Consider the following 24,023-nt stretch of genomic DNA (forward strand, 5'->3'; position numbering starts at 1 on the left):
AATTAGTACCTATCTATCATGGAGAATCCAAGCTTTGAAGTCAACTGCAAGGGACACTTATAAAAAAAGAGCGCTCATCGGCGCCCTGTTAGATTTTTGGTACATGTTCAAAGAATTTTTGTAACTCAGCAGGTGCTTCAACCGCACGTCTTGCTTTGGCATCGATCATGACAGATGTGATCTTCGCATCGGCGACCAGATCCCCTGCTTCGTTGTAGATTTCCTGACCGATCACACTGCTTTTGTTGCCGACGGTCAAAGGTTTGGTGACAATCTTCAGTGTTTCGTCCATCAGCACTTCTTTCCGATAGTTAATATTAATATTGACCACTACCGGCAGAATTCCGCGCTCGCGCATCGCTTCCATGGTCAGTCCCAGTTCTTTCAGCCACTCAAAACGTGCCCACTCCATATACTCCAAGTATTTGGCATTGTTGACGTGACCGATGGTGTCTACTTCTGTGGAGCGTACGGTATTGGTAAAAATATGTTCCATTTTGCCTGACCTCACTTTCTGTTCATGCTCTAAGTATACCCGATATCGCATATTGAGTGAACATTCATTCATGACGATTTTTATGTCGTGTATTTTCTGAAGGTTGCTTATATAATTGAATGGTAAGGATTACCTGATAGAAAGGTTGTGCTTTTCTTGACTACTGCTGCTACCTCTGCACAAATCAGTCAAATCGAAAACACCCGCGCGCTTCGTTACCGTCCTATTTTAGACAATCTCACCGCTGAGCAGGTAACATGGAAGGTTGCTCCAGGCTCCAACTCGATCGGTTTCTTGATTCGTCATATCGCTGAGGCGGAGTATGCGTTCTCCGGTATGTTCACCGGTAAACGTTACGAAGGTCTGTCCGAATTTTTCACCTTGGGCCCAGTAACCGATCAGGGACAAGTGACTGACCTGGCTGCCACCATCAAATTCGCTGACGAAGCTTTTTCCTATCTGATGGAAGCTGTCAAAGCACTCCCCGAAGATAAATGGGACATAAAAACCGAGACTCCAGTCGGTCCTCTCAGCCCGCGTGAAGGCTTGAGCCTGATGCAACACCACATGGGTTATCACGCAGGTCAAATCGGTCTGATCGCCAAGTACGGCTCTACCCTCTAGAACGGGCATGAGTATTCACCTGCAAGGCACTCGCATCACGATCACAGAATGGAGCGCGGCTGATCTTACAGCCGCGCTTAACGTATATAACAGCAATCCCGCTTATAACGAGTCCATCTTCGGTACGCCACAGCTCACTTGCGACGCACTGCGGTCGGAGTATGAAAAGTGGCGAGACATGCCCACCAGTCACTGGCTGGCCATCCGTCTAGCTGATGAGTGGATTGGCGTGGGTCATATCGCGGTCGTAAATCCACGCGATGAGAAGAGCTGGATCGGCCTCTTGATGATCCATGGTGAGCATCAGCGGCTCGGATACGGCCGGGAAGCGTATCACCTGATCGAATCCCACCTTCGGATGCTCGGCAGGACAAGTCTGAATGCCGGGGTGACCGTCTCCAATTCCGGGGCACTCGCCTTTTTTGGAACAATGGGTTTCGAGCAATATCGACAAGTCTTGGCACCAGTCGGCAAGCAGGTTCAACCCGTCATGTGCATGGCCAAATGGCTGGGTGAATAAAACAGAAAATCAGGTGAAATCAGTGGCATACTCGGACAAATGGGTATGTCACTTTTTGTTGTCCAGCTATATTGTATCAGTAGGGATTATCCAATACCGAAGTATGACCAGCCGGCCCCACCAGACAGGCAGATTGTAGATGTTTCGTGATGACAGAAAGGCTGATGACACGATGTTTAAAAGCTTACAACTCAAAATCCTGGTCTCGTTCTGCATCTTAAACCTTGTAGCGTGTGGCACGCTCGGGATTATGGTCTATAATTCTGCGGTCAATCTGGTCACCTCGACCATCGGTACTCAGGCGAAGGCTGTCATCGAGATGGCACGCAATCAAGTGGATACGGAAGCCTTGAAAAAAGTGATCAACGAGGTGAAGCGGCTGGAGAATGACCCCCAGCGTGTGGAAAAAATTGTGAGTATGCCGGAGTACCAGAGCATCCGAACCAAATTAACCACCTATCGGATCACCAACGGCATCAAGTATCTATACACCATGGCCAAACAAGATGACGGCTCCTATATGTATGTCATCGATGGCTTTCCATTGGACTACAGCGGCAGCCAGATTTCTCTGCCCGGCGATGTGGAGAAGGAGTACTATGAGGACATGGACTCGGCCTTCACTACCCAGCGTACACAGATTGGACAGTTGACCTTCAGCGACAAGTGGGGAGCCAATATTTCCACCTATGTGCCGATCTTTGATTCAAAAGGGACATTTGTCGGGATCATGGGCGCTGATTTTGACGCGAGCGAAGTGTATCAGATCCTTGATACCAATAAAAAGAACATCATCGCCCTGACCATCTCCATTTTGTTTATCTCCGCTTACTTCTCCTATATCTTCTCCCACTATTTCCTCCATCCGCTGCGCCAGCTTACCGACAAAGTAGCCAAAGTGCGCGGAGGCGACCTCTCCATCCAGGTCGAGGTGACCAGTCAGGACGAGATCGGTCAGCTTGCCCTCTCCTTCCGCGATATGATCAGTGAGTTACAAGTGATGTTTGAGCAGGTCAGTCATCTGGCCTATCATGATACATTGACAGGCTTGCCGAACCGCCGTTCGTTTGAGACAGAGCTGTCCGCGGCTCTCTCGAAAAAGGATCAGGCTGTGGCTGGCGCTGTTTTATTTATTGACCTGGATCAGTTCAAAGCCGTCAACGATACCTGGGGGCATGATGTCGGAGATGCCCTGCTGCAGGAAGTGGCGCGGCGGCTGGTCAAGATCATTTTTGGGTATGGGATGGTTGCCCGCCTCGGCGGAGATGAGTTCATCGTACTGCTTCATAAATATGAAAGCCTGTCTACCATCAAGTCGATCGCCATCCAAATCCTAGAGAGCCTGCAGCCTCCCATCACCATCGACTCCTACCAGCTTCCCGTCACCCCAAGCATCGGCATCGCCCTCTTCCCCGAACACGGCAAGCATCCCCAGGAACTGATCCAAAAAGCTGACATCGCCATGTATAGCGTCAAACAACACGGCAAAAACAGCTTTGCCTTCTACTCCCCTACCTTGGAGATGCCAAAATGAGAAAAATGGGATCAAACCTGACATAAAAACCTTGATTTTATGGAAGATCAAGGTTTTTTTCATGGGAAATAGGCAGAATGATTGTATGATGATTCAGAATGATGTAAGATTATCTTACATAGAATTCGTTACGTCCAACAATTTCGGCTGAAAGGGTGAATCCTATGGGTCTGTTATTTGATATGGTGAAGGCATACCGTCAACGCCTTCCCCATGATGTCGCGCGGCTGTTGCCTTTGGAGCATTTAGAAAAGATTCATCTTACACAGGAGGCGATTGCCGAGATTTTGGACCGAATGGAGCAAGTAACTAATCCGTCTGCACCAGCGGATGATACCGCTGGCGATCCCGCTCTTTTCTCCAACCAAACTCTCCCGGATCACACTGCTGCGTCTGGAGATGATCCGGTTTGTCCAGAAAAAGCCTAGCCTTCAAAAAAAGAGTAGACCGTTGTCCGATCTGTCATGCTGTCCTTGTCACTCATGTCAGCCTCGGCAAAGTGTTAACCTGGTGTTCACAAAATCCCCTTCATTTCCGCTGGGAGAATGAGCAGTAGCGGTTGTGCCCCCTCTATCCCATCATGATATAATGCAGACAAGGTTATTCTGAATGGCATGAAAAGGGTGACAGAGACGTTGCAAAAACATTATCGGCATCATATCGAAATACACGGAAAACCGGATCGGGATTGGCTCATCCTCATTCATGGTGCGGGAGGCTCGTCGAAAAGCTGGTATAAGCAGTTAGCCGCATTCGCTGAGCATTTTCATGTGCTCGTCTACGATCTGCGCGGTCACGGAAAAACCGCTGCGCTAAACGAGCACGATGAGGAGGAGTACTCTTTTCATCTGATCGCCCAAGACCTTCTGTCGATTATGGATCAGCATCATATCCGTTCTGCTCACCTGTGCGGCTGCTCTCTGGGGACCGTGGTGATGCAGGAGCTGTCCCTGATCGCTCCCGAACGGATTGATTCCATGGTGATGGCCGGTGCAGTCACCAAGTTTCACGGCTGGTCGAAGCTCCTGTACATGATCGCACGATACCTGCTGGTGCACATCCTATCGAAAGACCAGCTGTACCCGCTGATGGCTTATATGTTTATGCCGTTCAAGCTGGCGCGCGGATCACGCCGTCTGTTTATCCGTGAGTCCAAAAAGCTGTGTCCAGACGTTTTTTATAAATGGTGGCGGTTGACGTATCAGTTTACGATCTATCACAGGCTGAAGGAAATGCGGATTCCTACGCTGATTGTGATGGGTGAATATGATTATTCATTTTTGTCCGGCAGCTATCTCCTGCTGAAAAAGTGTCCGAATGCAACACATCATGTGCTGGAGAGAGCCGGGCATGTGTGTAATATGGATCAGCCGAGGGCGTTTAATAAGCTGGCTGTGGAGTTTTTGCTTGGGCAGAGTGGGGCGAAAAGTGTGGTTCGAGAGGAAGAGGCTTTCCATCTGCTTGCCTAGTTGAATCCCCTGCGTGAGAAGGGGTGACTGTCCGCTGCGAAACAAAACATGGCTAAGGACGGGGCAAAAATGATAAAAAGCTTGGATGTATGCCAACTTTGGCGGCTTATCCAAGCTTTTTCCGTATGCTATTTTACCTGACTCAGTTACTCTGAACTACTCTGCATCCATATTCCTCACTCGACCTCACTTCACTTACCCTTCAATCCATCCACCAGCTCCATAAACCCCGCTTCCTTCCGCTTCAGCGCCCCTACGGCCTCCCACATATACAGGGACACATAGCTCCGATACGGTCTCCAGCTCTCGCCGATCTCCCTGATCTCGGCTTCCGTCGGCTTTTCCGTCATGCCGTACATGATCATCATGCCATTGCGAAGCCCGATATCGGCTGCAGGCAACAGGTCAGGGCGGCCCATCCCAAACATCAGGAGGCACTCGACGGTCCAGCGGCCAATGCCTCGGAGCGGGGTCAGGTAGGCAATGATTTCATCGTCGGACATGTGCGGGAGTCGGTCGAGGTCGACTTTGCCATCGACGACAGCGCGGGCGAAGTCGATGATGTATTCGGCCTTGCGTTGGCTGTATTGAAGCTCGCGCAGCTGGGCGACCTCCAGGCGTGCGATGGCTTCCGCGGTAGGAAAAACATAAAAGGTGGTGCCGTCCTCCGCCGTGATCGAATCCCCAGCCAAGGTGAGCAAGCGGTGCGTGAGTGTAGCGGCAAAAGCAAGGTTGAGCTGCTGGCCGATAATCGTGCGGATCATCGATTGGAACAAGTCTGGATCAAGCAAATACCGCAGTCCGCGAAAGCTCTCCACCAACGGCTTGAGGTGCTGATCCTGATTCATATGATCATACAGCGGCTGCAGGTCCACATCTGCGCTGAACATATGCTTAACCTTATACACCAGCTCTTCCTGCTGGGCTTGTCCCAAATCACCAACCGCTGTCAGCTCAATCGACGGCTCTTCATCTCCCCCCTGAAACTGCAGGGTGACCAGCTCCGGCTTTCCCTGCAGGCGAAACGCCCGGCGGATCAGCCTATTCTCTGCATCGACACGCAGTTGATCGTCCGGGTGCGATTCTAATCGGCGCAACAGACGGTCAAACGAATAAGGCGGTTTCATTTCAATCCTCGTGGTAAACACTGCTTATCCTCTCCCCTCATCTTTGAGTACCTTTTTCTGAGTCCTACCACTGTTTTCCTGTTTCCATTCTCTGTAGTAACACAATTTTTGCTAGACCGCTGTATATTCTGAGCAAAATACGCTATGTCCGTGTTCACGCTCTCCCTTATAATGGGGAGAAATCTTTGGAAAAAGCGGTGAACACATCCTTATGAATTTTGGCCTCTTTCGTAATCGCAACTATGCCTTATTCATTTTTCGTGAATCTATGTCGGTATTTGGGACGATTTTTCTTAATATCTCACTTGCCTTGTATATTCTGAATCTGACTGGCTCCGCAGGCAAATTTGCGGCCATTCTGGCTATGGGGATCATCCCCCAAGTGCTGTTAGGGCCGTTCGCCGGGGCATTGGTCGACCGCTGGGATAAGTGAAAGGTTCTGGCACTCATTGATCTGTGCCGGGCTGTCTTTATGCTGTCGCTGTTTATCATCTCGTTGTTGATACCGATTGGGCAGCCGCTCATCTATGCGACGGTTATCTTTTTTGCCACATGCGACTTGTTCGCTGCCCCCGCCTATATCACACTGATGCCTGCCCTTGTCAAAAAAGAAGAACTGACCGAGGCCAACGCCATGGAGACGACCATCGTGGAGACAATCCGCGTACTGGCCCCGTTCCTCGGCACGGTGGTGTACAGTATAGCTGGTCTTGGGATGATTCTCCCTGTTCATGCGGTGTGTTCGTTTTTATGTGTAGGCGCGACTCTGTTCATGCGCGTAGACACCACTCCAGTCAGACATAGCAAGACCCCGTCGATTCTGCGCGAGATCCGCGAAGGGCTGACTGTCTTTCAAAAAGATATCCGTGTCACGTCCCTTGTGCTCAATGGAGTGCTGACCCACATCTTTCTGTTCCCGTTTGCGTTGATCGGCTTTCCTTATATGATCAAGCAGGTGTTTGGCGGTACGGACATCGACTTCGGGATTGTGGAGAGCGTACAGACGGTCGGTTCACTCTGCTCGATCTTCGGTGTGACGTTTCTCTTGAAGCGTTACAACCTCTCACAAAATATCTTCATCGGAATCTTCGCCTTGAATCTGGCGGTTGTACCGATGATGTTTCTCGGTCACAGCGGAACGCTTCTGCTGTTGAAGGGTTCTCCTGTGTTCATGCTGTTTTATTTCTCGGCGATCAGCTTCCTCTTGTTTTTGACCTTTAATACGTATGGGGTCTTTTTCCGCACGTTCTATCAGACCACAGTGGAGTCTGCGATGATGGGACGGTTCGTGTCCGTGATGGTGATGGTATTTGCACTCGGGCGGTTGCTCGGATTCCAGCTGTATGGGGCGCTGTTCGATCATATGCCGCTGGTCTATGCTGTCGCCGTGGTCGGTGTAGGGATGCTGCTGAAGATGCTCATGCACATTCCGTTTATGCGCCATGATAAAAAGCTGAGAGAGAATTCTGTCCCAACTGCTGAGATGGTGGGACAAAAGTAATTTGCTTCCAGTGTCAAATGTGATAAAATATCACTTGTAATGCATAGAATAAACAAGACCGCGGGTGCTGGTAACACCCACGGCCTTCATACAACTGACGTTCCCTCAAGGGGCGGCTCATATTTTTATCAAAGAAGTAGATCAAATGAGGTGCGAACTCAAGGGTGATCTACTTCTTTTTGTGGAAGGACAGAATGCCGAGCAGCAACGACCCGAATGCAAACATCAGGGAAAGAGCTTCGTAGACTGTCATGAGCGTCACCCCCTTCCATCTATTGATGGGGTTTGGAGATGAGCCGACCACCCTTGAGGAGCCTGTCAATTGTACATGTCAGATTATCCCACTGCTTTATACGATTCGAGCATCTCGCTAAACGCTTTATTTCACCCGTCCAAAACAAAACCTCCAAGCAGCCGCTTTTGGCTTCCTGGAGGTCTTTTTGCATGTATATCGATTGAGCTTCTGTTACTTCGTGAACATTCCTTTCAGCACGAACGCTACGTTGGCCGGACGCTCAGCGAGGCGGCGCATGTTGTAGCCGAACCAGTCATTGCCGTAAGGAACATAGACGCGCATTTTGTAGCCTTCTTTGGCCAGATCCACCTGGGACTGGGTACGGATTCCGTAGAGCATTTGGAATTCGAACTGGGTGCGCGGGATGTTGTACTCTTTTTCGATTTGTTTCACGTAGTTGATAATCTCGTCGTCATGGGTTGCGATTGCAGCATAGCTGCCGTTGAGCAGGTGTTGTTTGATGATTTTTTTGTAGTTCTCATCCACGTCTGCTTTGTTCGGGAACGCCACTTCAGGGGATTCCTTGTATGCACCTTTTACAAGACGGAGATTCACATTCTTGTCTTTGAGGGCATCGATATCGTCAGCTACTTTGTAGAGATACGCCTGCATAACGGTACCTACATTGTCGTACTCTTGGAGCAGCTTGTTCAGAATGTCGAGGGTCACTTCATTGTGCGCATAGTCTTCCATGTCGATACGGACAAAAATATTGCCGTGACGCTTCGCGGTATCCAGAATCCGGCGCATGTTGTTCATACACAGCTCGTAGCTGATGTCGAGACCAAGCTGGGTCATTTTGAGAGACAGGTTGCAGTCTACACCGGATTCTTTGATCGCATCCAGTGTTTTGATGCAGTAATCAGTAGCCTCGTTCGCCTCTTCCACGCTGAAGATGAATTCGCCGAGGTGGTCGAGTGTGCAGACGAGACCTTTTTTATTTAGTTCACGTACATTTTTAATCGCCTCTGCAATCGTTTCACCAGCGACGAAACGGCTTGCACCGAAGCGCAGACCCCACTTCTTCGCAGCTTTATTCAGGGCTGGGTTTTTGGAGAGAAACAGGAAAAAGTTCTTGAGTAGTTGTTCCATCGCAGTCACATCCTCCTAAGCTTGCTTGTCTGATTATTATATCAAGCAAGAAGCGTGCCAACTTTATATAGCGTGAATCCAACGGTTGTGTGAACGATATGAGCATGAACACTCAACAGATGTGTACAAAATGTGTTCATTCTTGTACACTAATGATTAACACGAACTGAACTTTCTTTTTAGGATGTGATAATTTGACCCCATTATTCTCGTTGCAAAAACCTTTTGTTGCATTCATCCGCCCACTAGATGGGATTCGTATAGAGGGTACACCACCACATCATCTTGTGACCGAAGACGGTGTGAGATATCCCGTCTTGACCGTCGAGGCGCAGATGCCGCTCGCTACAGTCTATCGGCTGATCGTAAGCTGGCTGCAGGAGCATGCAGGTGAGCCATCTCCTGCTGTGTTGGCACGAGACGGAGCGGGCCATGCCCGTGGCTGGCTCGATACAGCCGCTGTCCTGTCTCTGTGCGTTGAGGTGGCTGACAATCAGGCTGCACTCCTGCAGACCTTGATGGAGACGATGAGCGAGGCGACCACGGTCGTCGATCTGGATGCGAATGTGCAGTACTGGAATGAATCAGCTGAGAAGATCTATGAAATCAACCGCCACCATGTGATCGGCACGTCGCTGTATAACCATTTTGACAGTGAATCGATCCGGCTTCGGGACGCACTCTTCAACGGTTCACGAGTGCAGCGGCTGTATCATGTGCCGCGGCCAGACCGTCACGTATTGATCAATTCAGCACCGATCGTGCGCCATCAAGACATCATCGGTGCGCTCTCAATTGAGCAGGATATCACGGAGCTGGTGCGTCTGCACGAAGAGCTGACACACCGGACCGAGGATCTGCACAACCTCAAGCAGGAGATGAACCGCTACCAGTCCCAAGACGATCCGTTCTATATGATAAAAGGATATTCAGCCTCCATACAGACCGCCATCGCCTCTGCCAAAAAAGTCTCCGCCACTGATGCAACCGTGCTGATCCATGGTGAGAGCGGCGTTGGTAAGGAACTGTTCGCCCAAGCGATCCACTCTGCCAGCCGACGCAGTGACAAGCCGTTCATCGCGATCAACTGCGGGGCGATTCCTGCTGCCCTGTTTGAGAGCGAGCTGTTCGGCTACCAAGGCGGAGCCTTCACCGGCGCGGAGAAAAAAGGCAAGCCAGGCAAAATGGAGCTGGCACACGAGGGGACAATCTTTCTCGATGAGATCGGTGAATTGCCGCTGGAGCTGCAGGTAAAGCTGCTGCGTGCCCTGCAGGAGCGTCAGTTCTACCGTGTCGGGGGCACCGAGCCAATCCATGTCAACACGCGGATTATCGCGGCGACCAACCGTGATCTGGAGCAGATGGTGGCAGAGGGGCGTTTTCGCGAGGACTTGTATTACCGTCTCAATGTCTTCTCACTCGACATCCCCTCCCTGCGCGAGAGGGTGCAGGATATTCCGGAGCTGGTGCAGCTCTTTTTACAAGAATATTCAGCCTCGCATGAACAGCCTGTTCCACGCCTCGCAACCGAGGTGATGCAGGCACTGATCGATTACAGCTGGCCCGGCAACATCCGCCAGCTGCGCAATGTGATCGAGCGGCTGACCATCCTGCAAGAGGAGGACATCATCCTGCCTGAGCATCTGCCACCGGCAATCCGCGCTTATCTGCCTGCAGGCGGCTCTGTGCCTGCCATCGCCGAATTCAGCACGGCCTACGGCGTAACCGCACAGCCTCTGACTACACCGCTAACTAATCCTTTGTCCAATCCGCTCGGGCGTGGATTTGTCCGCAGAGAACCACTTACGCATCCGTCATTGGTCAATGCCCCCTTGGACGAACGGAGCCAGATCGAAGCAGCCCTGACCCGCACCTACGGCAACAAAAAAGCAGCCGCCGAGCTGCTTGGTATCTCCCGCGGCACTCTCTATAACAAAATGCGAAAATATGGAATGGAGTAGGAAAAGAGACTTTTTCCTTTCATTTACCAATTTTCATCGTTTTGCTACAATCGAGTGGTATACCTACTCGATCTAAGGGATGTGTTCCTCTTTGAATAAATTCAACAAAGTCCTGCTGCTCACTACCCTCACACTCTCTGTGGGCTTCAATCAGGCAGGCGCCGAAGAAATCGTAAGCAAACAAGGGATGCCAGCTGCATATGAGGTGAATAGCCCACAAGCCCTCTCCCTTGCCTCCGTACCGCAAGAATACGCAGGGATGGCCGTCTCTTCCCGTCTCGTCATCATCCGCTTTGACGGGCCGATCCAAGAGTTCTGGAAACAGGAGATGGCCCAGCTGGGTGTAGAATTGGGTGACTATTTGCCCGATTATGCCTTTATCGCTAAGCTCCCTTCCGCTGCCGTCCGCCAGCAGTTGGCGAAGCATGCACATGTTCAAGAGGTCCTTCCTTTTCACCCTGCATATAAATTAGCACCGGGTCTTAGCACCCAACTGAACAAAAACGGTCAGATGAGCCTCGCACTGGTGAGCTTTTCAGAAAAAGGCGAAGGATTGCATGATTCCATCCAAAAGCTGCAAAAGGACGGTCTGCAGCTGGATGTTGCACCTGCAACAGGTGACAGCCCGCGTGTCGCATTGGTAGCTCAAGCGACAGCCTCCCATCTGAACACCCTGATGCAATCCGACGAGATCATCGCGATCTATCCGATCTTACCCCATCGGCCATTTAATGATGTGGCAGCTTCGATCATCCATGCCGATCAGCTCCAACAAACAGGCTATACTGGCAAAAATCAGATCATCGGCGTCAGTGACAGCGGCTTGGATACAGGCCGACAGTCAGATATGCACCCAGACCTCGCCGATCGGATCGTCAAGATGATTGCTGTCGGACGCACGAATAATGTAAGCGATCCGGACGGTCACGGAACACATGTCGCCGGATCACTCGTCGGTACAGGCAAATCCTCCCATGGGCAAGTCAAAGGAATGGCCCCTGATGCCAAGCTTGTTTTTCACTCTCTGCTGGCACGTGGAGGCGGCTTCCTCGTACCTGATGTGTATGATCTCTGGGACGAAGCCTACGCCAATGGCGCCCGCATCCAATCGGCCTCCTGGGGCGTGAGTCTGTACGATCAGCCTGAGCTGGCTGGACAATACACCTATGATTCCTATCGGGCCGATCAGTTTCTGTGGGATCACAAGGATGTCATCTCTCTCGTCGCAGCCGGCAATGACGGTACATCTGGAGAGGTCACCTCAGACGGCTACCGCACCATCTCCTCTCCTGCCACAGCGAAGAATGTCATCTCTGTAGGAGCCTCAGAGAGCCTGCGTACCGACTTTACCACGTATGATGCTGACAATCCGGATGAGCTGGCAGAGTTCAGCAGCAAGGGCCCGACCGATGATGGCCGGATCAAGCCAGACATCGTCGCACCAGGCACTATGATTCTCTCCACTAAATCAGCCCTTGCTTCCGACGACAACTTCAACTACGTCGAAAACGATTATTATGCCTACATGAGCGGAACCAGTATGGCTACGCCTGTGCTCGCGGGAGGCACGGCACAGATCCGTCAGTTTTTACAGGACAAAAAGGTGCAGAACCCAAGCGGTGCCCTGATCAAATCGATGCTGTTGACCAGCGCGGATGACCTCAATCTCAGCCTCGCTGCCCAAGGCTTTGGCCGGGCCAACCTGCAAGCAGCGATTACGACCAGCTTCCTTGATGAGTCTCGGGGAATGCGCACAGGCGATAAGCAGACCTATACGGTCAAAGTCACTGACAAGAATAAACCATTCGTCGTCTCCCTCGTCTGGACCGATTACCCAAGTACCACCCCAATCGCAACAAAACGTCTGGTCAATGACCTCGATCTCGAAGTGACCTCCCCAAGCGGTCAGGTACTCAAAGGCAATGATTTCGAGAAGCCGTACAACGACCAATCTGACCGCTATAACAATGTCGAGCAGGTGTATATCCCTGCGGAGACAGGTACCTACACCGTACGCGTCACCGCCAACAACATTCCAATGGGACCGCAGCCGTACGCTCTGGCAACCAATGGGGTGTTCGGCACAGACGGTGGCAGTACACCTGGGGAAGACCATTCTCTTTTTGATGAGACTTCAGTCAAGACCAGTGTGAAGATCAGCGGTACGAAGTATAAGCTCTCCGTCCGCGGCAAGGTGACAAACCCGGCTGTGAAGCAGATCATCGTAGACTTCGGCGGCACTGAGCTGAAGACATCAGTGAAAAACGGGCAGTTCTCGCTGAGCAAAAATCTTGATATCGCCGGATTGTATGTCGAGGAACTGACGGTCAAGGCCCAGACATCCAGCGGGAAAAATCAGGAGTATCTCACGTCGACCGAGACAGAACTCATCAAAGACGAGACCCTGAAAGCCACAGAAAGCGGCAGCGACGGGGATTACGAATACGAGATCAGTGGCACACTGACGAACACCAACGGGAAGACCAGCTATGCCGTCGTGGACGATCAGAAAATCCCACTGCGGATTCAAAGCAAGACCGTGAAAGGAACAGTGACGTCCGAGGAGCAATTGAGTGAGATTACGATTGTGATACTGGACCGTACCGGTGGTTATGAAGTTGTCATCGTAGATACGACCGAATCCTAAAACAAGTAATGAAATCAAGACATCTTGTATGATCAGAAAAGCGCATCCCGCAGGTGTCGGGGTGCGCTTTTTGGATTAGCGTATCCTCTGCGTCATCAACTATAGGTAAAAACTATCAAAAACATAAAAGTTATATATTTGAACTATACCCTCTTTTGACATAAAATGTGTCTTAGATAAACAAAGGAGGAGAGAGAATGGAGTCTACGAACGAGGTAATCATCCAGTTTGATCAAATTGCCAAAAAATATGATGAGCAACGAAAAAAATTGATACCGTGTTTCCACGACTTTTATCAAATTTCCGTAGCGTTAGCCAATACAACCAGGGAAGCCCCTGCCATATTGGATATCGGAGCTGGCACAGGATTATTCTCATCCCTGGTTCTCGAGAAGTATCCGAATGCTCACCTGACCTTGATTGATATCTCGGAAAAAATGTTGGATGTTGCGAAGGTTCGCTTTCAAGACCGGGCCAATGTAACATACATCGTGGATGATTACACGAAGCACGAATTCAATGAGAAGTTCGATATCATCATCAGTGCTCTCTCCATTCACCATCTTACGGAGCTCGAAAAGAAAAACCTCTACTCCACGGTATTCTCGCTCCTAAATGACAACGGTGTATTTATTAATGCGGATCAGGTTCTCGGGCATACCGATTATATCGAAACCCTTTATAAGGATGACTGGAAGCAAAAAGTAGAGAGCAGCGGATTATCCCAAGAAGAGATCTCAGCTGCCTATGAACGAACCAAGCTGGATAAAATGTCGACACTGGATGACCAGCTCACTTGGTTGAAAGAGATTGGATTCTCTGATGTAGATTGTGTCTATAAATATTATAATTTCGTCGTTTTCACAGGACGGAAGCAAGGGTAGCCGACATGTTGAACGGGGCCGACTCATAGGAATGTCAGTGAAACCACAAAAAAGACCAGTCAAAACCTCCGTTGGGGGGTTGACTGGTCTTTGTTTTGATTTCTTGTGTGATATGCTGTTTTTTACCGTAACAGGATATCCCCACTAGAATGGATCGACGTCCTGCTAACCATCTATCTTATTTTTCTGGTACCTGAATCTCACCTTTTATGATTTTCACTTTTAATTCCTCTACTTTTTGCAATACATCTGCTGGCACGTTTTTCGTGGAGGTGTCTGCCAGGCCCACTCCATTTTCAGCGAGACCAAGAGACACGATTTGGCCACCTGCGAATTTGCCGTCAGCGAAATCTTTCGTTACCCGCTCGACTGCTTGATCCACTCGCTTGACCATGGAGGTGAGGGTAATATCGTCACCAAATGTCAAAGACTGGTCTTTATCTACACCGATGACCCAGACTTGCTCGCCTCTGCCTTTGCGGTCCTTGGCTTCATTAAAGACCCCTGTTCCTGTGCCGCCTGCTGCGTGGAAGATGATATCGGCTCCCTGTGAATAGAGTGCGGACGCTGTAGATTTGCCCAGATCTGGTTTGTCAAAGGCACCTGTATAGACAGAAAACACCTCAACGCCTGGATTCGCTGCTTTGGCACCTGCTGTAAAGCCTGCTTCAAACCGCTTGATCACTGGGATGTCAATTCCACCTACAAACCCGACTTTTCCCGTTTTGGTCATCAAACCAGCCACGGCTCCGACCAAGAACGCCCCTTCGTTCTCTTTAAATACAACCGACGTCACATTCGCCTCCTGCACCTCAGCGTCAATAATCGCCAGCTTGGCTTTCGGATTTTCTTGGGCGGCCTGCTTCATATGATCTGCCATGAACGTCCCGATCCCCCATGTTAAGTCCCAACCATCTCTGACGAATTGGTTGAGGTTCGGCACGTAGTCAGCATCACTGTTCGACGCGAGGTAGCGTACTTCCAGACCTTTTTCTTTTCCTACTTTCTCCAGCCCTTCCCATGCGCTTTGATTAAACGAATTGTCATTCACACCGCCAATGTCGGGAACCAACCCGACCTTCAGTGTGGTCTCCCCTGTCGGTTGAGCCGCCGGGGCTTTGCCACAACCGGCCAGTGCCAATGAGAGCGAAAGAACTGTGGCGCTGATAATAGATGCAGTTTTGTTCATGCTGTTCACTCCTTGATGATTGTCCCGCACACGTATGCAACAAAAAAAGCCTTGGATGTTCCCTAATCCCAAGGCTCTACCTCTATGAAAAAACAAGAATGAATCACAGGTCGATGTTGCATAAACCTGCGCTCAATCCCTCATAGTCAAGCCATTTACGGCAGCTTGGTAGAAACTCATAGGCCTTATCCCTAAAATTATACGAGGTACGGATATTTAAAATATAGTTGTTGATTATACGCCACTGATATGGAAGTAGCAATATATCATCTCGCTAAAATTTAATAAAACAAATTTTAATAAAAATAAATATGTCACGACTGCGTTTTCATTTCCAGCCTGCTTATAGAGCTCTCTTCCCTTTTGTAACCCCATACAAAAAAGCAGATGCGCTCTACTCCTCCACATCTGCTTCCCTGCTATTCCTTATTATTATTTTTCAACTCTTCCAGCTGCCGCTGCAGCAGATACTTCCGCAGCTTGTGCAGGTTACGGCCGTTGATCTCCGTCACCCGGCAGCCGTGGATGAACCCACCTTTGCCTGATTTCGTATCTTCCTTGGCATGAATAACCACCAGATCAGCCCCGATGGCCCCTTCCTCCACGTTTTTCCCGAGCAGCTCCATGAAAATGGCAAGCTGGGTGTCCACTTCCAGCTGTTTTTCATAGCGGAAAGCCAGACCGCCCAAGCCGACATTGATGACCTCGACGGTAGGAATCTGGAAGCGCTGCAGGCCCTCCTGCTTTTCTCCGATCATCTGTACGAAGGCTTTGACATTCACATCAAAGCGCGGATACCGTCGCCGCTGTTCGCGGAATTCAGCAACCGTCGGTGAATGGAAAATATACAGCTTGCTGTCGTCCTTGGCGATAATGATCCCCTCGAACGTGTACATCTCATCGAAGGAACGCATGACCATGCACCTGACCGGCTCTCCCACGTTGATTGCGGGTCGAGCGTCAAACGTCGCTTCAACCAGGTCCCCTTCCTCATAGGTGACCTGCCCCTCCAGCATCTCGTTCCCCTTTTGGATTTGGATTACATGCATACTCATCGTTCTCCTCCAGCTTTGCCGAAAATCTCGAAACGCTACCTACATTCGCCGCAAAAGAGGTATAATAAGGACACTTGCAGCAAGTAATGAAGGAGGTTCCACTCTATGAATCGCCATCAATTGGTTTTGTTAGCCATCGCTTTCCTCGTCGCCATGAGCATCGCGGGAATCGGCGTTGCCATTGGTCTTGGCAGCTGGCTTATCGGTATTCTTTGCGCCCTACTCACCACGGGTTTGATGGGAGCAGGCTTTGTTTACCGGAAAAAGAACCTCAACTGATTATCTGCGCACCAATAAACTGTTGAGGTAAAAGAACACAGACGTAAGCCCGCTGGCATGCTTTAGCAGCTGCCTGGCGATGGTATAGATTTGCGGCTGGCTCTTGTTCACCTTGCGATCTGCCAGATAGAACGCCACCAAACCGTCTACGATCATCCGATGGAAGTCCGGCTCCGGCAATCTGGCGACACTCGCCTTCGCCTGCCCAACGAAGTATTGCAGCCGTTCGAGCGCCTCATCGTCGGAGCGGTAGTAGCTGACGAAGTTGAGGTCACCGCCGAGCCGGTCTTCCTCCAGATCAATCAAATAGTCAAGCAAAATATGTAGCCCGCTGATCCACGGAAAATACGCTTCATCCAGCGCGCGAATCTCACTATCATCCACTTCCCGCTTTGTGGCAAGACAAAACAAGGCAAAGATCCCTATTGTCGAGCCGGTGACAGCACTGAACTCCTGCCAATAGATTTGCGGATATGAAGACCGATGCTCCTCCCACCAGGTGAGAAGCGCGGTCTCTCTTTTTTCTTGGGCGATATGCTTATACACCTGCAAATCGCTGTACAGCGTTGATAATTCAATAATACGCTGCTGTACCCGGTCATAGGACGGCAGGGAGCGCACTTGCTCCTGACAAGCCCGCACCAGGTCATGCAGAAACCCTCCATCATCCTTCTCCGTGCGGTATTGATAATAATCACGAAGCGGTGCATCTGGGGTCAATGCATCCTGCATAGATATATGTAACTGACGAAAATCTACCGGGTCCTGTGAAGTACTGCGATCACAAAGGTTATCCAAATAATCGCTGATCGTCTGATACGCCACAATCAGTGGGATCAGCCTGTCGGCGAAGCCAAGTGCTTGGGCGGCATAGACGGCACCGCCTTGGCAGTGGAATTTTTTTGCGCTCATACTGGCCAGAGCCTGCCGGCGTAATTCTGGATCAGGGATCTGTTCCGCCCGTTGAACCCATTTACTGAACTCCCGCTCAAGTGATGGAAGCACATACCGGTAGACACGATACATCAACTGCCAAGGGTGTCGTACAGCTTGTGTCACCAATGCCCGTCCCTCCTTTTTCTGCTCATCCTATATCATACCACAACTTTCACTTTTTCCCCTATGGATTAACATGTCGTAACTTTATATGTGTCATTTTGTAGAATTTCGTAGGTTAAAATGGAATAAATGTACAATTTGAGAATATGGATACGGGAAGTATGTCTTTTGCGTAGCCAGATAAAGAACAAGGGGGTTCCTATATGAAAAAGCGTAGTCTCTTTACCTCTATGGTACTGCTTCTCAGCTTGTCCCTGGCCGCATGTGGCGGCGGTGCAGCTCCTACCAGCTCCGGCGGTGACAGTGCAGGCAGCAACGATCCAAGCAACCTCGTGATCACCACTGGCGGTACGGGTGGGACATACTATCCACTTGGCGGCGGTATGGCTGAGCAGGTCAAGAAAAATGCAGGTATCGAAGCAAGTGCCACCACATCTGGTGCATCTGCTGAGAACATGCGTCTCGTCCGCGACAAGAAAGCGGATATTGCCTTCATCCAAAGTGACATCGCCCAATATGCAAGCGAAGGCTCCAACATGTTCCAACAAGACGGCAAAATCGACAACTTCGAAGCGATGGGCGCTCTGTACGATGAGACCATTCAGATCGTAGTTGCTGCCAACAGCAATATCAACACTGTCGCTGACCTCAAAGGCAAACGCGTCTCTGTCGGCTCTCCAGGCAGCGGTACTGAAATGAACGCACAACAAATCCTCGAAGCATATGGTCTGAAGTTCGAAGACCTGCAGCTGCAACGCCTCTCCTTCTCTGACTCATCCAAAGCGATCCAAGACGGTCAACTCGATGCTGCTTTCCAAACAGCAGGAACACCTACAGCAGCGATCACCGAGCTGGCTGCTACCTCAGGTGTAAAAATCATTTCCATCGAAGCAGATAAAATTGACGCAATTGTAGCAAAATATCCGTTCTACGTGAAAACCACCATTCCTGGTAACACCTATCAAACCGTTTCCGCTGACACCAACACGATCTCCGTCAAAGCCATGCTCGTTGTCCGCAAAGACCTGAGCGAAGACCTCGTCTACAAAGTAACCAAAGCGATCTTCGAGAACACAGACAAACTGGGCCACGCAAAAGCAAAAGAAATCTCCGTGGAAAAAGCATTGCAAGGGGTAAGCCTGCCAATCCATCCAGGTGCGAAGAAGTTCTTTGACGAAAAAGGCGTCAAATAATTTTTGCATGAACCATCCGAATCAGATGGAGCAGAGAGGGCGGAATAACTTCCGCCTTTTCTCCTTGTTATTGATCAGTATCCTGATGCTCGCTGGAATTCTGTTGCTTCCCCTCTCACAGGCAATTACGATCCGCGATGAGCGTACAGATCAGCTGTATGGGATGCTCAACATGCCCCGCGAGAGACAATTCCAATTGCAATGGACTCATTCCATCCACCGTACCCCTGTCATCGAGTATTACCAGATCGAAGACAATGACCTGCTGTTGACCCAGATGTCTTTTCAAGACTATGGGATCGGGATGGAAAGCGGGCTTGCTCCCGGCGAACAACTGGTTATGGAAGATAATCAATTTGTCCTCAAACATATGAATCGGAAATTTCCGGCTCTCCATCTATTCATCGGTCAAGTACGGGCAAATCATACCTTGCTGCTGTCAGGAGAAAAAATTCCGCTCAGCACCCTCGCTCCGCCCGGCACAGCCATCCAGCTTCAGATCGAGAGAGTATCAATTCTAGAACAGATTGGAGGGTAACCTACTGTGAGTACACATGCCTCGCAACAAGAGATTAACGAATTGATGGAAAAGTATGATAAAGAGTCGGCTGTCCGCCACTACAGCGGCCCGATGAAATGGATCGTTTTCTCCATGCTCGTATTATTCTCTGTATATCAACTGGTCGCATCCTTTTTTCTTACATTGCCTCCTCAGATTCACCGCCCGATTCACTTGGCATTCGGACTGGGCTTGGTTTTCCTCCTCTATCCGGGAAGAGCCAAGTCTGACCGCTCCAAGACCAGCATCATCGGTATCATATTAGCGGTCATTGCCGTTGCGACTTCCTTGTATTGGGTCTATGACTACGATGGATTGGTGCTCCGTACGGGGAACTATACCTCGTTAGACCTGGTGATCGGTTCTGTCGCCACATTGATCGTGTTGGAGGCGTCCCGCCGCGTAGTTGGTCTGCCGATTACGATTATTGCCGGCGTGTTTTTGCTCTACACCTACTATGGTCAGCTGATGCCAGGCTTTTTGGAACACCGTGGGGTTGATTTTGACCGAATCGTTGGGCACACCTTCTTCACATTAGAAGGAATCTTCGGAACACCGCTTGCTGTCTCGTCCACGTTTATCTTTTTGTTCATCTTGTTCGGTGCCTTTCTGGAAAAAACAGGCGTCGGCGATTACTTCAACGACTTATCGCTCGTTATCGCTGGTCGCCGGATCGGTGGTCCAGCCAAGGTAGCGGTATTCTCCAGTGCCCTGCAAGGAACGATCAGCGGAAGCTCTGTTGCCAACGTCGTAACCTCCGGGGCCTTCACCATCCCGATGATGCAACGGCTGGGCTACCGTAAAGAATTCGCGGCAGCCGTAGAGGCTTCCTCCTCCACAGGTGGGCAGATCATGCCGCCGATCATGGGTGCGGCAGCGTTTCTGATGGCTGAGTTCATCAATATTCCGTATTGGGATATTGCCAAATCTGCGGCACTCCCAGCCATTCTCTTCTTCGTCGGGATCTGGATCATGACCCACTTTGAAGCGAAAAAACTGGGCCTGCGTGGTCTGACGAAAGAAGAAATACCGGATAAAAAAGAAGTGTTGAAAAAAATCTACCTGCTCGCACCGATTGTGATCATCATCGGCGTCCTGATGATGGGCTTATCTGCTGAGCGTTCCGCCATTATCGGCATTATCTCCTGCATTGTCGTCGGTGCCTTCCGCAAAGAGACACGCATGGGACCAAAAGATATTCTGGAAGCTCTTGCCTCCGGTGCTCAAATGTCTCTTGGCGTCGTCGCTGCAACGGCTGCCGCAGGTATTATCGTCGGTGCTGTTACCCTGACAGGTATCGGTCTCAAGCTGGCGAATGGTCTGCTCGACCTCGCCGGCGGCAATCTGTTCCTCACCCTGGTCTTCACGATGATCGCTTCCCTGATCCTCGGGATGGGAACACCGACGACCGCCAACTATATCATTACCTCGACCATTGCTGCTCCGGCACTGGTTCAACAAGGTGTGCCTGAATTGGCTGCCCATATGTTTACCTTCTACTTCGGGATTGTGGCAGACATCACACCGCCTGTCGCACTGGCCGCCTTTGCCGCCGCCGGGATCGCCAAATCCAAGCCGATCATGACCGGGGTGGAGTCGACGAGGCTGTCCATTGCCGCATTCCTGGCCCCGTATATCTTCGTCGTCTCTCCTCAGTTGTTGCTGATTGATACCACCTTCCTGGAGTCGATCTGGGTCATGATCACCTCAACCGTCGGGATGATCGGTGTTGGTGCAGGTCTCATCGGCTTCTGGATGGCACGGATGAACTGGCTGGAACGTCTCGTAGCTGTCGCTGGCGGGATTCTGGCGATTATTCCGGGCATGATTACCGATTTGAGCGGGTTTGCCCTGCTCGGACTGGGCTTCGCCTACTCGCTGTATAAAGCGAAGAAACAGGGCCCTGCCCAACAGCAAAACACCGCAGCCTAACATAACAGACACAAGACAAAAAAGATCATTTGAGCTCGGCAGGCTCAGATGATCTTTTTTGCCTTCCGTCCGAATGAACGATATAAGCTCTTCTCATTGTAATTTTTCCTTCAATGCGCTGATCCCGCTGCTCAGCTGTTGCAGTTGCTTCTGGATTTGTGTGTATTGCTCATCTTCCGCTTGCTTGTTGTCGGCCTGCACAGCAGATGTCTGAGGGACTGGGGTTGGTACGGGCGGCACTAGCTTTGTGCCGTTTCCTCCGTCCTCTTTGCATGGCTCATTGTTGAGACCAACTGTTTTGCTAATCGCCAAAATGATAAAACCGATGGAAATAATCCAGAGAGCTATTACCATTACATCATCGTCAGAGGCCGACATCTACACCCTTCCCCCTCTTCCTTACCCTTGAATCGGTCCGCTGTCAGCTATCCAGAACCCTTCTTTTTTGGATTCCTTCTTTGTTCGAGTTTGGTTTCAATCTCCTTTAGCTCCATCTGCAATTGCCATAGCTGAAACTGGATTTGTTGCTTTTGTATCTGCTTGTTTTGGAGCTCCATCTGATTCTGCCAATCATCCAGCCTCTTTTGGATGTCTGTGTTATCTGTTGTGGTGGTCGTTTCGGTTTCTGGTTGGACGGCAACGGTCGCACCAATCGCTGCCATGAAGTCTGCAAGTAATGTAATCCAGGCAGCGACGAGAGCCAAATCATCGCTTATATTTTGCCTTCCCATATCCACACCCCATACCGCGTTGTCCGAGTCTACATCAAGATGAGTCCCAATCCATACTATTCATTTGCCTACACACAGTGAAACCATTTTGTTGGATTTTCTTCCTCCATCCAACCCGAACAGTTAATCGGTCTATCCATCCTTACACTCAAGTCAGTTATTCTTGATCAACGGGTTTTTGCAGGTCATCCTGATAAAAATCAAAGACCAGATGTCCATTCGTTGTTTTCACTGCATAAAACACATCGGAGAGCTGCCTGCCCTTTGCTGTGACCTGTGTAATCAGCCACTCTTTGCTGATCCCCGGCGTCTCGAGGGCCTGCTTGGTTATTTTTCCTTCTATAATCAGTTCGACTGGAAAATGGGAATGCGGTGCGAATGGCAGCTGCAGGTCTTTTTTCGTCACAGTCAAATATTCATCCTTTTTCTTCACCGAAAGCTGCCCGTTATTCTCCAGCACTGCATACTCCACTTCTTCTATATTAAAAATATCCTTTTGCCGCAGTGACTGGTTCAGGGAATCCATCGTGAACTTGACTTTCTTCATATTAGTTTCCAGAATTTTTCCACCCTCGATCAAAACGGTAGGCTCACCGGAGACCCATGAACGGCTTTTGTGACTCTTTAGTGCTACCACAGAGATCACATAGGAAATCACCATAAAAACAGCAAAGGCAACAATAAAATACATCGTCGGTATCTTTTTGTTGAACGCCAGATTAGCTGCGATTCCCCCGACGGTAATCCCCACGACAAAATCATGAAATGTCATATTGGAAGTGGTCTGCTTCCCCAGTATCTTGGCCATAATGACTGGAATCGTAAAAGCTAGTATGGTTCTGCCCAGTATATGTACATACTCCATATGGTTTTTCACCTCATTTACAGGATGTACCAAACCGATATGGTTGATGCTATTCTTTTGAGAGTCACTTACCTAATAAAAAAAGACAGCGGTCCGAGCAGCGCGAGGTAGAAGCGCTTCGAATCGTCGTCTTTTTTTTGTTATTAATCAGGCACAGGTTAGCTCCGGTTATCCCAACTTGACCGCTGTACCGGTTGCCACGATCATCAGCATGCTCCCATTCGCCCCGATAACCTCAAAATCAAGGTCGACGCCGAGAACTGCATCTGCTCCGCGCAGAGCAGCCGCTTCCTCCATCAGGCGCAGTGCTTCTTCCCGTCCTTCTTGAAGCTTGCTTTCATAGACCCCGCTGCGACCACCAATGATATCGGTGATCCCGGACAAAAAATCCCGCACGATGTTCGCCCCCATGATCACTTCACCGTTGACGATCCCAAGATATTCGCGGACTTCCTTCCCTTGCAGCAGAGGAGTTGTCGTAACGATCATGTTTTCTACCTGCTTTCCGTTGAAGTTTCTCTTTATTGTTACGCTGTCAGGTAGAAAACATTCGGGTTGATTCTTTGACACGAGCCTGTGTGTAGGGAAAAACTTTTATGTAGAATCGAGCATATTAGACAATCTTTTTTGAACAATTTGGCTAAATCGGGTCTACAATCGTAAGGTAACAACAGGTACGGTGGGCACCATCGGCGGAAGCCTCCAAGAGAGGAGGTGAGGCCATGGTCGTTCTTGCAAAGCTGTTTGTCATCATCATGGTAGCGTCTACCCTGCTGAGCTTTTGGTTCGGCATGCGTAAGCTATACAGGTGGTTACGTAAATGGCATAACAAGAGAAAACCCACCGAATAAAGGTTAGACGACCTTCGGTGGGTTTTGATTAATCCAAATCCATTTCGCCGAGGTTGTAACCCCGCATTGTTGTTACAACCGCAGATGCGCCACATCTGCGGTCTTTTTATTTGGCTGTCTTTATTGTATGACAGCTGAAGCTTTTTTGGGACATTAAAGT

General features: G+C 50.0%; 25 protein-coding genes and 1 riboswitch. Of the genes, 14 read left to right on the forward strand and 11 right to left on the reverse strand.

The annotated features are described in order from the left end of the window. Positions 1-88: 88 nt before the first annotated feature. Positions 89-496 (reverse strand): acyl-CoA thioesterase, encoded by a 408-nt coding sequence (locus tag FGI41_RS21250; protein ID WP_139492313.1) that lies wholly within the window; start codon positions 494-496, stop codon positions 89-91. A 156-nt stretch (positions 497-652) separates the two neighbouring features. Here FGI41_RS21250 and FGI41_RS21255 point away from each other — a divergent pair, with 156 nt between their 5' ends. The 5 genes from FGI41_RS21255 (at position 653) to FGI41_RS21275 (ending at position 4,643) form a co-directional block, all read left to right on the forward strand. Then, the gene (locus tag FGI41_RS21255) at positions 653-1,120 is read left to right on the forward strand and encodes a DinB family protein (protein ID WP_255298577.1); all 468 of its coding nucleotides are present in this window, start codon (positions 653-655) and stop codon (positions 1,118-1,120) included. 7 nt (positions 1,121-1,127) lie between these two features. After that, positions 1,128-1,640, forward strand: a complete 513-nt coding sequence (locus FGI41_RS21260) for a GNAT family N-acetyltransferase (protein ID WP_139492314.1) — start codon at positions 1,128-1,130, stop codon at positions 1,638-1,640. A 172-nt stretch (positions 1,641-1,812) separates the two neighbouring features. Further along, positions 1,813-3,174, forward strand: coding sequence for a diguanylate cyclase domain-containing protein (locus FGI41_RS21265; protein WP_176560379.1), 1,362 nt, complete (start codon positions 1,813-1,815; stop codon positions 3,172-3,174). A 164-nt stretch (positions 3,175-3,338) separates the two neighbouring features. Next, positions 3,339-3,602 (forward strand): hypothetical protein, encoded by a 264-nt coding sequence (locus tag FGI41_RS21270; protein WP_139492316.1) that lies wholly within the window; start codon positions 3,339-3,341, stop codon positions 3,600-3,602. 207 nt (positions 3,603-3,809) lie between these two features. Then, a complete protein-coding gene (locus FGI41_RS21275) occupies positions 3,810-4,643 on the forward strand; it encodes an alpha/beta fold hydrolase (RefSeq protein WP_176560380.1) in 834 nt (277 codons plus the stop codon). A 191-nt stretch (positions 4,644-4,834) separates the two neighbouring features. Here the strand turns inward: FGI41_RS21275 and FGI41_RS21280 are convergent, their stop codons facing one another. Further along, the gene (locus FGI41_RS21280) at positions 4,835-5,791 is read right to left on the reverse strand and encodes a DNA-3-methyladenine glycosylase family protein (RefSeq protein WP_139492318.1); all 957 of its coding nucleotides are present in this window, start codon (positions 5,789-5,791) and stop codon (positions 4,835-4,837) included. A gap of 190 nt (positions 5,792-5,981) precedes the next feature. On the opposite strand from FGI41_RS21280, the gene FGI41_RS25560 reads away from it, so the two are divergent. Both FGI41_RS25560 and FGI41_RS21285 read left to right on the forward strand, forming a co-directional pair. After that, positions 5,982-6,203 (forward strand): hypothetical protein, encoded by a 222-nt coding sequence (locus FGI41_RS25560; protein ID WP_255298578.1) that lies wholly within the window; start codon positions 5,982-5,984, stop codon positions 6,201-6,203. Positions 6,204-6,242: 39 nt separating this feature from the next. Continuing rightward, positions 6,243-7,271: an MFS transporter gene (locus FGI41_RS21285; RefSeq protein ID WP_255298579.1), complete on the forward strand. Its 1,029-nt coding sequence runs from the start codon at positions 6,243-6,245 to the stop codon at positions 7,269-7,271. Positions 7,272-7,440: 169 nt separating this feature from the next. Here the strand turns inward: FGI41_RS21285 and FGI41_RS25565 are convergent, their stop codons facing one another. Further along, positions 7,441-7,524, reverse strand: a complete 84-nt coding sequence (locus FGI41_RS25565) for a putative holin-like toxin (protein ID WP_368656817.1) — start codon at positions 7,522-7,524, stop codon at positions 7,441-7,443. 213 nt (positions 7,525-7,737) lie between these two features. Continuing rightward, entirely contained in the window at positions 7,738-8,658 is a 921-nt protein-coding gene (locus tag FGI41_RS21290; protein WP_139492319.1) for a proline dehydrogenase family protein, read from the reverse strand. 518 nt (positions 8,659-9,176) lie between these two features. Between FGI41_RS21290 and FGI41_RS21295 the strand changes: the two genes are divergently transcribed. The 3 genes from FGI41_RS21295 to FGI41_RS21305 all read left to right on the forward strand — a co-directional run bounded on the left by FGI41_RS21295 (position 9,177) and on the right by FGI41_RS21305 (position 14,150). Then, positions 9,177-10,619: a sigma-54 interaction domain-containing protein gene (locus FGI41_RS21295; RefSeq protein WP_438358045.1), complete on the forward strand. Its 1,443-nt coding sequence runs from the start codon at positions 9,177-9,179 to the stop codon at positions 10,617-10,619. A gap of 91 nt (positions 10,620-10,710) precedes the next feature. Beyond that, on the forward strand, positions 10,711-13,266 hold the full coding sequence (locus tag FGI41_RS21300; protein ID WP_176560381.1) for a S8 family serine peptidase: 2,556 nt from the start codon (positions 10,711-10,713) through the stop codon (positions 13,264-13,266). Between the two features lie 197 nt (positions 13,267-13,463). Next, positions 13,464-14,150, forward strand: coding sequence for a class I SAM-dependent methyltransferase (locus FGI41_RS21305; RefSeq protein ID WP_139492321.1), 687 nt, complete (start codon positions 13,464-13,466; stop codon positions 14,148-14,150). 178 nt (positions 14,151-14,328) lie between these two features. On the opposite strand, the gene FGI41_RS21310 is transcribed toward FGI41_RS21305, so the two are convergent. Both FGI41_RS21310 and FGI41_RS21315 read right to left on the reverse strand, forming a co-directional pair. Then, positions 14,329-15,339, reverse strand: a complete 1,011-nt coding sequence (locus FGI41_RS21310; RefSeq protein ID WP_139492322.1) for a BMP family lipoprotein — start codon at positions 15,337-15,339, stop codon at positions 14,329-14,331. A gap of 123 nt (positions 15,340-15,462) precedes the next feature. Then, positions 15,463-15,564, reverse strand: a riboswitch (purine riboswitch). Between the two features lie 194 nt (positions 15,565-15,758). Next, entirely contained in the window at positions 15,759-16,394 is a 636-nt protein-coding gene (locus FGI41_RS21315) for a PilZ domain-containing protein (protein ID WP_139492323.1), read from the reverse strand. Between the two features lie 105 nt (positions 16,395-16,499). Here FGI41_RS21315 and FGI41_RS25130 point away from each other — a divergent pair, with 105 nt between their 5' ends. Then, the gene (locus FGI41_RS25130) at positions 16,500-16,673 is read left to right on the forward strand and encodes a DUF5325 family protein (protein ID WP_176560382.1); all 174 of its coding nucleotides are present in this window, start codon (positions 16,500-16,502) and stop codon (positions 16,671-16,673) included. On the opposite strand, the gene FGI41_RS21320 is transcribed toward FGI41_RS25130, so the two are convergent. Beyond that, positions 16,674-17,699, reverse strand: a complete 1,026-nt coding sequence (locus tag FGI41_RS21320) for a tetraprenyl-beta-curcumene synthase family protein (RefSeq protein ID WP_139492397.1) — start codon at positions 17,697-17,699, stop codon at positions 16,674-16,676. 236 nt (positions 17,700-17,935) lie between these two features. Here FGI41_RS21320 and FGI41_RS21325 point away from each other — a divergent pair, with 236 nt between their 5' ends. Genes FGI41_RS21325 through FGI41_RS21335 form a run of 3 tightly spaced genes read left to right on the forward strand, consistent with a single transcriptional unit; the run spans position 17,936 to position 21,416 of the window. Continuing rightward, positions 17,936-18,925, forward strand: coding sequence for a TAXI family TRAP transporter solute-binding subunit (locus tag FGI41_RS21325; protein WP_139492324.1), 990 nt, complete (start codon positions 17,936-17,938; stop codon positions 18,923-18,925). A gap of 7 nt (positions 18,926-18,932) precedes the next feature. Continuing rightward, positions 18,933-19,463 (forward strand): DUF1850 domain-containing protein, encoded by a 531-nt coding sequence (locus FGI41_RS21330; protein ID WP_139492325.1) that lies wholly within the window; start codon positions 18,933-18,935, stop codon positions 19,461-19,463. A 45-nt stretch (positions 19,464-19,508) separates the two neighbouring features. Further along, positions 19,509-21,416, forward strand: a complete 1,908-nt coding sequence (locus FGI41_RS21335; RefSeq protein WP_139492398.1) for a TRAP transporter permease — start codon at positions 19,509-19,511, stop codon at positions 21,414-21,416. A 93-nt stretch (positions 21,417-21,509) separates the two neighbouring features. Here FGI41_RS21335 and FGI41_RS21340 read toward each other — a convergent pair whose 3' ends face one another. The 4 genes from FGI41_RS21340 to FGI41_RS21355 all read right to left on the reverse strand — a co-directional run bounded on the left by FGI41_RS21340 (position 21,510) and on the right by FGI41_RS21355 (position 23,501). Then, positions 21,510-21,794, reverse strand: a complete 285-nt coding sequence (locus tag FGI41_RS21340; RefSeq protein WP_139492326.1) for a hypothetical protein — start codon at positions 21,792-21,794, stop codon at positions 21,510-21,512. A 47-nt stretch (positions 21,795-21,841) separates the two neighbouring features. Further along, positions 21,842-22,147 carry a hypothetical protein gene (locus FGI41_RS21345; RefSeq protein ID WP_139492327.1) on the reverse strand — a complete coding sequence of 102 codons (306 nt, stop codon included), beginning with the start codon at positions 22,145-22,147 and terminating at the stop codon, positions 21,842-21,844. Between the two features lie 157 nt (positions 22,148-22,304). Then, on the reverse strand, positions 22,305-23,012 hold the full coding sequence (locus tag FGI41_RS21350) for a DUF421 domain-containing protein (protein ID WP_139492328.1): 708 nt from the start codon (positions 23,010-23,012) through the stop codon (positions 22,305-22,307). Positions 23,013-23,180: 168 nt separating this feature from the next. Continuing rightward, positions 23,181-23,501 carry a YbjQ family protein gene (locus FGI41_RS21355; RefSeq protein ID WP_139492329.1) on the reverse strand — a complete coding sequence of 107 codons (321 nt, stop codon included), beginning with the start codon at positions 23,499-23,501 and terminating at the stop codon, positions 23,181-23,183. Between the last annotated feature and the right edge of the window lie 522 nt (positions 23,502-24,023).

Origin of the sequence: Brevibacillus dissolubilis (assembly GCF_006170445.1) — a bacterium.
Taxonomy (GTDB): Bacteria; Bacillota; Bacilli; order Brevibacillales; family Brevibacillaceae; genus Brevibacillus_B; species Brevibacillus_B dissolubilis.

Coding starts and splice junctions, on each gene's coding strand:
- FGI41_RS21250 (WP_139492313.1), bottom strand. CDS start 496: ATGGAACATATTTTTACCAATACCGTACGCTCCACAGAAGTAGACACC.
- FGI41_RS21260 (WP_139492314.1), top strand. CDS start 1,128: ATGAGTATTCACCTGCAAGGCACTCGCATCACGATCACAGAATGGAGC.
- FGI41_RS21265 (WP_176560379.1), top strand. CDS start 1,813: ATGTTTAAAAGCTTACAACTCAAAATCCTGGTCTCGTTCTGCATCTTA.
- FGI41_RS21270 (WP_139492316.1), top strand. CDS start 3,339: ATGGGTCTGTTATTTGATATGGTGAAGGCATACCGTCAACGCCTTCCC.
- FGI41_RS25560 (WP_255298578.1), top strand. CDS start 5,982: ATGAATTTTGGCCTCTTTCGTAATCGCAACTATGCCTTATTCATTTTT.
- FGI41_RS21285 (WP_255298579.1), top strand. CDS start 6,243: ATGCTGTCGCTGTTTATCATCTCGTTGTTGATACCGATTGGGCAGCCG.
- FGI41_RS25565 (WP_368656817.1), bottom strand. CDS start 7,524: ATGACAGTCTACGAAGCTCTTTCCCTGATGTTTGCATTCGGGTCGTTG.
- FGI41_RS21290 (WP_139492319.1), bottom strand. CDS start 8,658: ATGGAACAACTACTCAAGAACTTTTTCCTGTTTCTCTCCAAAAACCCA.
- FGI41_RS21295 (WP_438358045.1), top strand. CDS start 9,177: ATGGAGACGATGAGCGAGGCGACCACGGTCGTCGATCTGGATGCGAAT.
- FGI41_RS21305 (WP_139492321.1), top strand. CDS start 13,464: ATGGAGTCTACGAACGAGGTAATCATCCAGTTTGATCAAATTGCCAAA.
- FGI41_RS21310 (WP_139492322.1), bottom strand. CDS start 15,339: ATGAACAAAACTGCATCTATTATCAGCGCCACAGTTCTTTCGCTCTCA.
- FGI41_RS21315 (WP_139492323.1), bottom strand. CDS start 16,394: ATGAGTATGCATGTAATCCAAATCCAAAAGGGGAACGAGATGCTGGAG.
- FGI41_RS25130 (WP_176560382.1), top strand. CDS start 16,500: ATGAATCGCCATCAATTGGTTTTGTTAGCCATCGCTTTCCTCGTCGCC.
- FGI41_RS21320 (WP_139492397.1), bottom strand. CDS start 17,699: ATGTATCGTGTCTACCGGTATGTGCTTCCATCACTTGAGCGGGAGTTC.
- FGI41_RS21325 (WP_139492324.1), top strand. CDS start 17,936: ATGAAAAAGCGTAGTCTCTTTACCTCTATGGTACTGCTTCTCAGCTTG.
- FGI41_RS21330 (WP_139492325.1), top strand. CDS start 18,933: ATGAACCATCCGAATCAGATGGAGCAGAGAGGGCGGAATAACTTCCGC.
- FGI41_RS21335 (WP_139492398.1), top strand. CDS start 19,509: ATGGAAAAGTATGATAAAGAGTCGGCTGTCCGCCACTACAGCGGCCCG.
- FGI41_RS21340 (WP_139492326.1), bottom strand. CDS start 21,794: ATGTCGGCCTCTGACGATGATGTAATGGTAATAGCTCTCTGGATTATT.
- FGI41_RS21345 (WP_139492327.1), bottom strand. CDS start 22,147: ATGGGAAGGCAAAATATAAGCGATGATTTGGCTCTCGTCGCTGCCTGG.
- FGI41_RS21350 (WP_139492328.1), bottom strand. CDS start 23,012: ATGGAGTATGTACATATACTGGGCAGAACCATACTAGCTTTTACGATT.
- FGI41_RS21355 (WP_139492329.1), bottom strand. CDS start 23,501: ATGATCGTTACGACAACTCCTCTGCTGCAAGGGAAGGAAGTCCGCGAA.